The sequence below is a fragment of the Oryzisolibacter sp. LB2S genome (assembly GCF_040732315.1).
In the GTDB taxonomy this organism is placed as follows: domain Bacteria; phylum Pseudomonadota; class Gammaproteobacteria; order Burkholderiales; family Burkholderiaceae_C; genus Alicycliphilus; species Alicycliphilus soli.
The window spans coordinates 2,097,069-2,108,681 of record NZ_CP160388.1; the positions used below are offsets into that span (position 1 = coordinate 2,097,069).

Sequence of the window (11,613 nt, forward strand, 5' to 3'; positions counted from 1 at the left end):
CTTTGCGCCAAAGTCTCGGCCAGTTCGCTGTTTTTGCATGAGAGAAAGCCCGATATGAAAATCCTCGTCCCCGTCAAACGCGTGGTGGACTACAACGTGAAGGTCCGCGTGAAGTCGGACGGCACGGGTGTGGACATCGCCAACGTCAAGATGAGCATGAACCCCTTTGACGAGATCGCCGTCGAAGAGGCCGTGCGCCTGAAGGAAAAGGGCGCCGCCACCGAGGTCATCGCCGTCTCCTGCGGCGTCACCCAATGCCAGGAAACCCTGCGCACCGCCCTGGCCATTGGTGCCGACCGCGCCATCCTGGTCGAGACCGATGCCGAGCTCCAGCCCCTGGCCGTGGCCAAGCTGCTCAAGGCCCTGGTCGACAAGGAACAGCCCGGCCTCGTGATCCTGGGCAAGCAGGCCATCGACGACGACGCCAACCAGACCGGCCAGATGCTCGCGGCCCTGGCCGACCTGCCCCAGGCCACGTTCGCGAGCAAGGTCGAGGTCGCAGGTGACAAGGTCAACGTCACGCGCGAGGTCGACGGCGGCCTGGAAACCCTGGAGCTGAGCCAGCCGGCCGTCATCACCACCGACCTGCGCCTGAACGAGCCGCGCTACGTCACGCTGCCCAACATCATGAAGGCCAAGAAAAAGCCGCTCGAGACCGTCAAGCCCGAGGACCTGGGCGTGGACGTGGCCCCGCGCCTGAAGACCCTCAAGGTGGCCGAGCCCCCGAAGCGCGGCGCCGGCATCAAGGTGCCCGACGTGGCCACGCTGGTCGCCAAACTCAGGAATGAAGCCAAGGTAATTTGAGGCCCCCCTGAGCCGCTTCGCGTCTTCCCCCCAGGGGGACGACACCTTCGGTGCGGGGCGGCCCTTCCTCGGTGTCTCCCGCCTGGGCCGCGCCAGTCTCCACGGTCGCGGGCGATGCGCGGCACCATCCACGATTCAAGAGAAAGACGACTGAAATGACCGCACTTGTTATTGCAGAACACGACAACGCAAGCCTGAAGAGCGCCACCCTCAACACCGTCACGGCCGCCGCCGCCTGCGGGGGCGAGGTCCATGTGCTTGTCGCCGGAGAAAACGCTGGCGCCGCCGCCCAGGCCGCCGCCCAGATCGCCGGCGTCGCCAAGGTGCTGCACGCCGACGGCGCCGCCTTGAAGGACGGCCTGGCGGAAAACCTCGCCGCCCAGGTGCTCGCCATTGCCGGCGGCTACAGCCACATCCTGTTCCCGGCCACGGCCAGCGGCAAGAACGTGGCCCCGCGCGTGGCCGCCAAGCTCGACGTGGCGCAGATCAGCGACATCACCCGCGTCGACAGCCCCGACACCTTCGAGCGCCCCATCTACGCGGGCAACGCGATTGCCACCGTGCAAAGCGCCGACGCCGTGAAGGTCATCACCGTGCGCGGCACGGGCTTTGATGCGGCCGCTGCCACCGGTGGCAGCGCCCAGGTCGAGACCATCGCCGCCGTGCAGGACGCGGGCAAGAGCCGCTTTGTGGGCTGCGAGGTCACCAAGAGCGACCGGCCCGAGCTCACCGCCGCCAAGATCATCGTCTCGGGCGGCCGCGCGCTGGGCTCAAGCGAGAAGTTCAACGAGGTCATCACGCCGCTGGCCGACAAGCTCGGTGCGGCCATTGGCGCGAGCCGCGCGGCCGTGGACGCGGGCTATGCACCGAACGACCTGCAGGTGGGCCAGACGGGCAAGATCGTCGCGCCCCAGCTCTACATCGCCTGCGGCATCTCGGGTGCGATCCAGCACCTGGCGGGCATGAAGGACAGCAAGGTCATCGTGGCCATCAACAAGGACCCCGAGGCCCCCATCTTCAGCGTGGCCGACTATGGGCTGGAGGCCGATCTGTTTGTGGCCGTGCCGGAACTGGCTCAGGCGCTGTAGACGCATTTCAAGCGAAATACGCCTCTAATCCTTGCAGAACAAGCGCCGACAGCTATCAACTCAAGAGCATGGTTGCAAGCGAATAAAATCCCCTCATCCTCCGAACCATTGCCTTTGACGGCATCCCACGGGATGCCGTTTTTCATTGCCATGAGCGACACCCCAGCACAACCCGGCCTGCAATCCCTGTCCAAATCCTTTGAACCCGCCGCCCTCGAAGCGCATTGGGGCCCCGAGTGGGAAAGGCGCGGCTATGGCAGCGCCGGCGTGCGCGGAAGCGGCCAGGCCGATGCCGGCGCGCCAGCCTTCTGCATCCAGCTGCCGCCGCCCAATGTGACCGGCACGCTGCACATGGGCCACGCGTTCAACCAGACCATCATGGACAGCCTGACGCGCTACCACCGCATGGTCGGGCACAACACGGCCTGGATTCCGGGCACGGACCATGCCGGCATCGCCACGCAGATCGTCGTCGAGCGCCAGCTGCAGGAGCAAGGCGTGAGCCGCCACGACCTGGGCCGCCCCGCGTTCGTGAAGAAGGTCTGGGAGTGGAAGGAAAAGTCCGGCAACACCATCACCACGCAGATGCGCCGCCTGGGCGACACGGTGGACTGGAGCCGCGAGTACTTCACCATGGACGACAAGCTCTCCAAGGTGGTCACCGAGACCTTCGTCAAGCTGTATGAGCAGGGCCTGATCTACCGTGGCAAGCGCCTGGTCAACTGGGACCCGGTGCTGCAGTCGGCCGTCTCCGACCTGGAGGTGGAGAACGAGGAGAAGGACGGGTCGCTCTGGCACATCGCCTACCCCCTGGCCGATGGCAGCGGCCAGCTGATCGTGGCCACCACCCGCCCCGAGACCATGCTGGGCGACGTGGCCGTGATGGTCCACCCCGAGGATGAGCGCTACCAGCATCTGATCGGCAAGATGGTGAAGCTGCCGCTGTGCGACCGCGAAATCCCCGTGATTGCCGACGCCTACGTGGACAAGGCATTCGGCACCGGCGTGGTCAAGGTCACGCCCGCGCATGATCAGAACGACTATGCCGTGGGCCAGCGCCACGGCCTGCCGATGATCTGCGTGCTCACGCTCGCGGCCACCATCAACGACCAGGCGCCCGAGAAATACCGTGGCATGGACCGCTTTGCCGCGCGCAAGGCCGTGGTGGCCGACCTCGAGGCCCTGGGCCTGCTGGTCGAGACCAAGAAGCACAAGCTCATGGTGCCGATCTGCACGCGCACCGGCCAGGTCATCGAGCCCATGCTGACCGACCAGTGGTTCGTCGCCATGAACAAGGTGGCCAAGGACGGCACGGGCGATGCCACGGGCAAGTCCATCGCTCAGAAGGCCATCGATGCCGTGGCCAGCGGCCAGGTCAGCTTTGTGCCCGAGAACTGGGTCAACACCTACAACCAGTGGATGAACAACATCCAGGACTGGTGCATCTCGCGCCAGCTCTGGTGGGGCCACCAGATTCCGGCCTGGTACGACGAGGACGGCCATGTCTACGTGGCCAAGTCTGAGGCCGAGGCGCAGGCGCAGGCGCCCGGAAAGACGCTCAAGCGCGACCCCGACGTGCTCGACACCTGGTATTCCAGCGCGCTGGTGCCCTTCTCGACGCTGGGCTGGCCCCACCAGACGGACAGCGCCACCGACGACTACAACCTCTACCTGCCCTCCTCCGTGCTGGTCACGGGCTACGACATCATCTTCTTCTGGGTGGCCAGGATGATCATGATGAGCACGCATTTCACGGGCCGCGTGCCGTTCAGGCATGTCTACATCCACGGCCTGGTTCTCGACGCCCAGGGCAAGAAGATGAGCAAGAGCGAGGGCAACGTGCTCGACCCCGTCGACCTGATCGACGGCATTGCCCTCGAGCCCCTGCTGGAAAAGCGCACCCAGGGCCTGCGCCGCCCCGAGACCGCGCCCAAGGTGCGCAAGAACACCGAGAAGGAATTCCCCGAGGGCATTCCGGCCTATGGCGCGGACGCGCTGCGCTTCACCTTCGCCGCGCTCGCGAGCCTGGGGCGCAGCATCAACTTTGACAGCAAGCGCTGCGAGGGCTATCGCAACTTCTGCAACAAGCTCTGGAACGCGTCGCGCTTTGTGCTGATGAACTGTGAGGGCTACGACTGCGGCCTGGATCCGCAGGCGGAATGCACCGAGGCCTACATGCAGTTCAGCCAGCCGGACCGCTGGATTGCCTCGCGCCTGCAGAAGGTCGAGGCCGAGGTGGCCAGGGGCTTTGCCGAGTACCGCCTGGACAACGTCGCCAACACCATTTACGACTTCGTCTGGAACGAGTTCTGCGACTGGTACCTGGAGATCGCCAAGGTGCAGATCCAGACCGGCAACGTGCAGCAGCAGCGCGCCACGCGCCGCACACTGATCCGCACGCTCGAGGCCATTCTGCGTCTGGCCCATCCCATCATCCCGTTCGTGACCGAGGCGCTGTGGCAGGTCGTGGCCCCGCTGGCGGACCGCGCGGGCGCGTCGATTGCCATCGCCCCCTACCCCCAGGCGCAGGAGCAGAAGATCGACGAGGGCGCGGAAGCCTATGTGGCGCGCATCCAGGCCATGGTGGACGCCTGCCGCCAGCTGCGCGGCGAGATGGGCGTATCGCCCGCCCAGCGCCTGCCGCTCCTGGCCGTGGCCGACAACGCCGATGAGGCGCAGTTTCTGCGCGCCAACGCCGCCGTGCTGCAAAACCTGGCCAAGCTCAGCGAGGTCAAGGTGTTTGACGACGCAGCCGCCTGGGCCAAAGAGGCGCAGAACGCCCCGGTCAACGTGGTGGGCGCGGCGCGCCTGGCGCTGTTCGTCGAGATCGACGTGGCGGCCGAGAAGGCCCGCCTGTCCAAGGAGGCCGCGCGCCTGTCGGGCGAGATCGCCAAGGCCAACGCCAAGCTCGGCAACGAGGCCTTCGTGGCCAAGGCGCCACCGGCCGTGATCGAGCAGGAGAAGAAGCGCGTGGCCGACTTTGGCGCGACGCTCGCACGCATCCAGGAGCAACTCGCCCGCCTGGGCTGATCGCCTGCCGTGCACGACATGCCGCCACCGACGACATCTGCCGGCAGGCCGCGCGGCACCATGTTGCGCAGCCTGGGCGCGGGCCTGCTGGCGCTGCTGCTCACGGCCTGTGGCGGCGGCAAGCTCCTGCAGCCGGGCAGCATGGAAATCACGCTGCTGGGCTTCAATGACTTTCACGGCAACCTGGAGCCACCCCAGCAATCGGTGTTGGCACAGGATGCCCAGGGCCGGCCGGTGGCGGTGCCCGCAGGGGGCGCGGCCTATCTGGCCCAGGCCATCGCCGAGCGCCGCGCGGCCAACCGCCATGTGGCGCTGGTGACGGCCGGGGACATGATCGGCGCCTCGCCCATGGTTTCGTCACTGTTCCTCGACGAACCCACCATAGAGGCGCTCAACCTCATGCAGGTGGACTTTGCCGCCACCGGCAACCACGAGTACGACCAGGGCCATGCAGAGCTGCTGCGCATGCAGCATGGCGGCTGCGAGCAGTTCACCGCCAAACAGCCCTGCCAGCTGAGCAGGCCGTTTGCCGGCGCCACCTTCCAATACCTGGCGGCCAACACCCTGCGCAGCGACGGGCAGACCCTGTTGCCCGCCACGGGGGTGAAGTTCTTCGAGGAGCAGGGCATGCGCATAGGCGTGGGCTTCATCGGCATGACGCTGAAGAACACGCCGCTGATGGTGCGCCCCTCGGGCGTGCAGGGCCTGACCTTCGCCGACGAGGCCAGCACGGCCAACGCCCTGATCCCCCGACTGCGCGCCCAGGGGGCGGACGTGATCGTGGTGCTCATCCATGAGGGCGGCAGCACCACATCCGGCCTGCAGGACGACAGCTGCCGGGGCCTGTCGGGCGACATCGTGCCCATCGTGGAAGCGCTCTCGCCCGAAGTGGACGTCGTCATCTCGGGCCACACGCATCGCTCCTATATCTGCGACTACGCCAAGATCAACCCGCGCAAGCCATTGCTGCTGACCAGCGCCGGCCTGTACGGCACGCTGCTGACCGAGGTGCGGCTCACCGTCGATGGCCGCACAAGACGCATCACCGACAGGTCGGCGCGCCAGCACATCGTGCAAGGCGAGGCCTACCACGGCCGCTCCGGCCCTGTAGCGCTGCAGCCGCAGTTTCCGGTGTTCAGCCCCGAGCCCCAGGTCGCCCAGCTGGTGGCGCGCTACAAGCAGGCCGCCGAGCCCCTGGCCTCTGCCCAGGCCGGCCGCCTGGCCGGCCCAGCGAGCCGGACGCTGCAGTCCAACGGCGAGAGCGTGATGGGCCGCATCGTGGCCGACTCCATCCTGGCCGCCACACGCGATGCCGCCGCCGGCGGCGCGCAACTCGCGTTCATGAACCCCGGCGGCGTGCGCGCCGATCTGGTGCCCGCCGCCGACGGCCGCGTGACCTATGGGCAGTTGTTCCGCGTGCAGCCGTTCGGCAACACGCTGATGGTGCTGAGCCTGAGCGGCGAGCAGATCCGCCAGGTGCTGGAGCAGCAGTTCGACGGCGGCAGCAACACCGTCGAATCACCGCGCATACTGCATGTATCCCAGGGATTCAGCTATCGCTTCGACCGCCGCCGGCCCGCCGGCCAGCGCGTCAGCGACATGCGACTCAACGGCCAGCCCCTGGAGCCGACCACACGCTACCGTGTCGGACTGCAAAGCTATCTGGGCACGGGCGGCGACGGCTTCAGCGTCTTCACCCAGGGCCAGGACGTCACCGGCGGCATGCTCGACCTGGACGCACTCGCGGACCATATCCGCACGCAAAGCCAGAATGGCCCCATGGCCTTGCCGCTGCAGGAACGCATAGCGCGCGTGGAGCCATGACCCCACGCGGCCTGTGCCCCTCGACCCTTGATCCATTGTTGTGAGGAAGCTCAATTGACACTCCCCGCCCCCATCCGCAAGGCCGTTTTCCCCGTCGCCGGCCTGGGCACGCGCTTTCTGCCCGCCACCAAGGCATCGCCCAAGGAGATGCTGCCGGTGGTGGACAAGCCCCTGATCCAATACGCCGTGGAAGAGGCCTACGAGGCCGGCATACGCGACATGATCTTCGTCACCGGCCGCAGCAAGCGCGCCATCGAGGACCATTTCGACACCGCCTACGAGCTCGAGAACGAGCTGGAGCAGGCCGGCAAGCACGAGATGCTGACCCTGGTGCGCAGCATCGCCCCCGAGGACATGAACTGCCTGTTCGTACGCCAGCCGCGCAGCCTGGGCCTGGGCCACGCCGTGCTGTGCGCCGAGCCGCTCGTCGGCAACGACCCCTTTGCCGTGCTGCTGGCCGACGACCTGATGGTGGGCGAGAGCGGCGGCCCCGGCGTGATGGCGCAGATGACCGCCGCCTTTGCCAAGCAGGGCCGCTCGCTGCTGGCCGTGCAGGAGGTGCCACAAGAGCACACCAAGCGCTACGGCATCGTCAAGGGCGAAGCCGCAGGCGGCCCCCTGCTGCGCGTGGACGAGATCGTCGAAAAGCCCGCGCCCGAGGTGGCACCGTCGCGCATGGGCGTGGCCGGACGCTACGTGCTCACGCCGCGCATCTTCGACGAAATCCGCAACCAGCCACGCGGCGTGGGCGGCGAGATCCAGCTCACCGACGCCATCGCCCGCCTGATGGCGCACGAGACCGTCTACGCGTACCAGTACAGTGGCAAGCGCTACGATTGCGGCAGCAAGGAAGGCTTTCTCGAGGCCACGGTGGAGCTGGCACTGCAGCACCCGCAGGTGGGAGAGACATTCCGCGACTACCTGCGCTCACTGGCGCTCTGAGCGGCTGCACACCTCGGAGAAAGCTATATTTTGTATAGCTTCTGACGCTTGCCCATCAAGCGCCAGAGGCCTTTTTTGTCTTCAGCGCCTGCGCAGCACGTGGATGTACTCCTCACCCACCTGCTGCTGCTCCACCAGCTCGTTGCCAGTCTGGCGCGCGAACGCCTGGAAGTCGCGCATGGATCCGCTGTCGGTGGCCACGACCTTGAGCAGCTGGCCGCTTTCCATGTCCGCCAGGGCCTTCTTGGCCTTCAGGATGGGCAGGGGGCAGTTGAGGCCCCGGGTATCGATTTCTTTGTGGATGTCCATTCTTCTCAATCCTTTTGCACGTCGTCGAGTCCACGGCGACGCTCGGCGTTTTCCTCGGCCGTGAAGAACACCGGCTCGTGCCCGCGCGAACGCAGCCAGTCCGCCAGTGCATAGCCCGTGCCTGCGGGCCAGCATTTGAGCGCATCGAGCTCGTAGAAGCGGTAGTCGACCAGCTCCGGCGACAGCCGCACCTCGCCCTCGGCCTCGACGTGGTAGGCGATGATGACCTGGTTCATGCGCAGGAACTCGTACGCGCCCACCAGGCGCACGCTGCGCGCGTCGAGGTTGGTTTCCTCCTTGACCTCGCGCACTATGCCCTGCTCGGGCGATTCGCCCGCCTCCATGAAGCCTGTGATAAGCGCAAACATCTTGGTCGGCCACAGGGCGTTGCGTGCCAGCAGCACGCGGCCATCGACCTCGACGATGGCGGCGAGCACGGGCGTGGGGTTGTTCCAGTGCGTCCAGCCGCAGGCCGGGCAGCGCAGCCGCTCCTTCTCGCCACTGTCTTCCAGCACCGTGATGGGGGCCAGCGCCGTGGCGCAATGCGTGCAAAAGCGCGTCTCGTAGTGCATGACGATGGCCGCGCCGCTCAGGCCGGAAACACGCCGGTGGACAGGTAGCGGTCGCCCCGGTCGCACACCACGAACACGATGGTGGCGTCCTGCGTCTGCGCGGCAATCTGCTGCGCCACCCAGCAGGCCCCGGCGGCGGAGATGCCGCCGAAGATGCCCTCCTCGCGCGCCAGGCGCCGGGCCATGTCCTCGGCGTCGTCCTGGCTCACATAGACCAGTTCATCGACCAGGTTGGGCTCATAGATCCTGGGCAGGTATTCCTCGGGCCACTTGCGTATGCCCGGGATGCGCGAGCCCTCGCGCGGCTGGGCGCCGACGATGCGGATGGCAGGGTTCTTCTCGCGCAGGAAGCGCGCCACGCCGGTGATCGTGCCCGTCGTGCCCATGGCGCTCACGAAGTGGGTGATGCGCCCCTCGGTCTGCTCCCACAGCTCGGGGCCCGTGGTCTCGTAGTGGATGCGCGGGTTGTCCGGGTTGGCAAACTGGTCCAGCACTACACCCTTGCCCTGGGCCACCATCTGGTCGGCCAGGTCGCGCGCGTATTCCATGCCCCCGCTCTTGGGTGTGAGGACGAGCTCGGCGCCAAAGGCCTTCATGGTCTGGGCACGCTCGACCGACAGATCCTCGGGCATGATGAGCACCATGCGGTAGCCGCGAATCGCAGCGGCCATGGCCAGCGCAATGCCGGTGTTGCCCGAGGTGGCCTCGATCAGCGTGTCACCAGGTCGGATCTCGCCGCGTTCCTCGGCGCGCCGGATCATGGACAGGGCCGGCCTGTCCTTGACCGAACCTGCGGGGTTGTTGCCCTCGAGCTTGCCCAGGATGACGTTGCCGCGCGCCGCGTTGTCCTGCGCCCCGATACGCTGCAACGCAACGAGCGGCGTGCGCCCGATGGCGTCTTCAATCGTCGGATAGGTTTTCATACCGCGCTACTGTGCCATAATTTGCGACTTCGCTTCCAAGCCAGCCCGGGTGGTGAAATTGGTAGACGCAGGGGACTCAAAAATAGGGACTTCTACGTAGGTCTTGTTTGAGGCCACTGCCTGCCAAGCTGCATGGAACAAGGGATTGAGTGATAAATCGCTTCTTGATCGGGATGCCCGCATTTCGAGCCAGGAGCCAACTAGGAGCCAGGACGATGCAAGCTGGCTCCTAGTGAGGAGTAGGTAGTTGAAGTAGCATCGTGCGTCATGCCCGAGTGGTGAAATTGGTAGACGCAGGGGACTCAGACCAAATTTGAGCCCTCCGGGGGAAACCCCAGAGGTGAAGCCCGTCAAACTCGGCGAAGGCCCTGGACGCAAGTCCGAGCTAATACCGAGCCAAGCCCTGGAGCCGAAAGGTTCCTCGGAAGGTGTAGAGAGCAGACGGCGGGCACCTACGGCCGAAAGGCTATGGTGAAGGCGTGCTCCAGCCCACGAACGCCGTTTCTTCGGAGACGGCGGCGGCGAAAGCCGAAGTGGGAAGAAAATCCCCCGCCGCAAGGCGTGCCGGTTCGATTCCGGCCTCGGGCACCAATTCGGAAGCCACCCCTGTTCACGCAAGGGTGGCTTTTTCGTTCTTGGCTTGCCTGCGCCTGAACCCCCTATCCCCCGCCATGAAGGCATCCAGCATGTACGGGATCAGCGTCACAGCATCAACCGCATCCCCATACGCCTGCGCGTGCAGCGCAGCGTAGCGGTCGAGTTCAGCCTTCAAGCTGATCGGGCAAGAAAACGTGATTTTCGTGCTCTCGGTCTTGGGCAACGGCCCCAGCCGCAGCGTCTTGGTGGTGTTCATTTCGCAACTCCACGGTTGAAGAACAACGGCTGGTACGGACTTAGTACCAAGTCACGGTTGACGATGATCCGCACCGGCAGGCCCGGCCGCTCGGTCAGCGTCGGCTGGATGTTCATGTTGCGCCGGGTCATCTCCTGGCCGACTTGATTGATGCTGTCCTGCGCGCCGTCGCGCCCGGCGATCACGATGCGGTTGCCATCCTGCCGGTTCTCCGGCGCGGCCAGTTCTGCGCCCACGCCCAGCAGCGTGGTCAGCGCCGCGCCGGCAAAGACGCGATCCCAATGCCAATCGACCCCATCCTCCAGACCGGAGTAGCCTGCCGGATCGGTGCCGGCGAGGTTGTCGAGCTTCAGCGATGACGTGTCCGGCAGGATGACGCGGTTCCACACCACTTGTACGCGGCTCTGCCCATAGCTGACCTGGCTGTTGTACTTGCCCAGGATGCGCGATCCCTGCGGGATCAGCAGGAACTTGCCTGTGGCCGTGTCATAGACCGGCTCCGTCACCGTGGCGATCACGTCGCCCGGCAAGTCCGACTTGATGCCCGTCACCAGCGCCCCGGCGATCACTGTTCCCGCCATGACCTGATACGGCGAGGACGGCATTTGCAGATTGCCGGAATTACGGGTTTCCGTAAAGCCGCCTTTCAGGAAAGCCTCTTTCTGATCTTGCCGGTTTTGCACAGCAGTCGGGTCGGCAGGTTGGGCCGCCGTCGAGGCCGGGCCTGCGGCGAGTGGGTCGAAGCCCGCCAAGCTGGATGCCGAACCAGCGGTGGCGACTTGTGCCCCTCCCTGCGCGGCGGCTTTGCCTTGAGCGCCCGAGCGGAAGAACACCGACGAACCCGCCGCCGCATCAGCCTCCTTGCGCCGCGCATCCTCCGGGTCATGGCCCGGTGGCGCATACGTCGGCGTCACCGGCTGCTGCGACTTCATGATGGCCGGGCCAAGATCGCCCGGCAGCGGCGGCCCCAGTTCGGGCACCTTTCGCGGCAGTTTGGAGTAATCCGAAGGCAGGCCATCCAGCCCTTCGGACTTCGAGACGCGATCGACGTTGTAAAGCTCGGTCTGCTCGCCGGCGCCGCGCCGATGCGGCTGCAATGACCAGATCGTGGCCCCGAGCACGGCGACCGACAGGCCGCCGACGAGGATGGCCAGCGTGCGTCGGTTCAGGCGCGTGACCGGGCGCGGCTGGGCGCGCAGCGCGACCGCCTCGGGCGCGACCTTGTCCGCCTGTGGCGTGGCAAGGTCGGGAGTGTCGTCCTGGCTCAT

10 protein-coding genes are annotated in these 11,613 nt (G+C 66.3%); 5 read left to right on the plus strand and 5 right to left on the minus strand.

The window, feature by feature from the left end:
• Window positions 1–54 precede the first annotated feature (54 nt).
• From ABUE11_RS09855 to galU, 5 genes are all read left to right on the plus strand, one after another.
• Window positions 55–804 (plus strand): electron transfer flavoprotein subunit beta/FixA family protein, encoded by a 750-nt coding sequence (locus ABUE11_RS09855; RefSeq protein WP_367065221.1) that lies wholly within the window; start codon window positions 55–57, stop codon window positions 802–804.
• Between the two features lie 155 nt (window positions 805–959).
• The gene (locus tag ABUE11_RS09860; RefSeq protein ID WP_367065222.1) at window positions 960–1,892 is read left to right on the plus strand and encodes an electron transfer flavoprotein subunit alpha/FixB family protein; all 933 of its coding nucleotides are present in this window, start codon (window positions 960–962) and stop codon (window positions 1,890–1,892) included.
• Between the two features lie 150 nt (window positions 1,893–2,042).
• Window positions 2,043–4,922: a valine--tRNA ligase gene (locus ABUE11_RS09865; RefSeq protein WP_367065223.1), complete on the plus strand. Its 2,880-nt coding sequence runs from the start codon at window positions 2,043–2,045 to the stop codon at window positions 4,920–4,922.
• Window positions 4,923–4,982: 60 nt separating this feature from the next.
• Window positions 4,983–6,746 carry a bifunctional metallophosphatase/5'-nucleotidase gene (locus ABUE11_RS09870; protein WP_367065224.1) on the plus strand — a complete coding sequence of 588 codons (1,764 nt, stop codon included), beginning with the start codon at window positions 4,983–4,985 and terminating at the stop codon, window positions 6,744–6,746.
• Between the two features lie 54 nt (window positions 6,747–6,800).
• The gene (galU, locus tag ABUE11_RS09875; protein WP_367065225.1) at window positions 6,801–7,688 is read left to right on the plus strand and encodes a UTP--glucose-1-phosphate uridylyltransferase GalU; all 888 of its coding nucleotides are present in this window, start codon (window positions 6,801–6,803) and stop codon (window positions 7,686–7,688) included.
• An 81-nt stretch (window positions 7,689–7,769) separates the two neighbouring features.
• On the opposite strand, the gene ABUE11_RS09880 is transcribed toward galU, so the two are convergent.
• The 5 genes from ABUE11_RS09880 to ABUE11_RS09900 form a co-directional block, all read right to left on the minus strand.
• Window positions 7,770–7,997 carry a sulfurtransferase TusA family protein gene (locus tag ABUE11_RS09880; protein ID WP_367065226.1) on the minus strand — a complete coding sequence of 76 codons (228 nt, stop codon included), beginning with the start codon at window positions 7,995–7,997 and terminating at the stop codon, window positions 7,770–7,772.
• Window positions 7,998–8,002: 5 nt separating this feature from the next.
• Window positions 8,003–8,569, minus strand: a complete 567-nt coding sequence (locus tag ABUE11_RS09885) for an NUDIX hydrolase (protein WP_367065227.1) — start codon at window positions 8,567–8,569, stop codon at window positions 8,003–8,005.
• 17 nt (window positions 8,570–8,586) lie between these two features.
• Window positions 8,587–9,492, minus strand: a complete 906-nt coding sequence (gene cysM, locus ABUE11_RS09890; protein WP_367065228.1) for a cysteine synthase CysM — start codon at window positions 9,490–9,492, stop codon at window positions 8,587–8,589.
• Window positions 9,493–10,102: 610 nt separating this feature from the next.
• The gene (locus tag ABUE11_RS09895) at window positions 10,103–10,345 is read right to left on the minus strand and encodes a DUF2274 domain-containing protein (RefSeq protein WP_201395611.1); all 243 of its coding nucleotides are present in this window, start codon (window positions 10,343–10,345) and stop codon (window positions 10,103–10,105) included.
• Window positions 10,342–11,613, minus strand: coding sequence for a TrbI/VirB10 family protein (locus tag ABUE11_RS09900; RefSeq protein WP_201395612.1), 1,272 nt, complete (start codon window positions 11,611–11,613; stop codon window positions 10,342–10,344). Before ABUE11_RS09900 ends, ABUE11_RS09895 begins: the two co-directional genes overlap by 4 nt.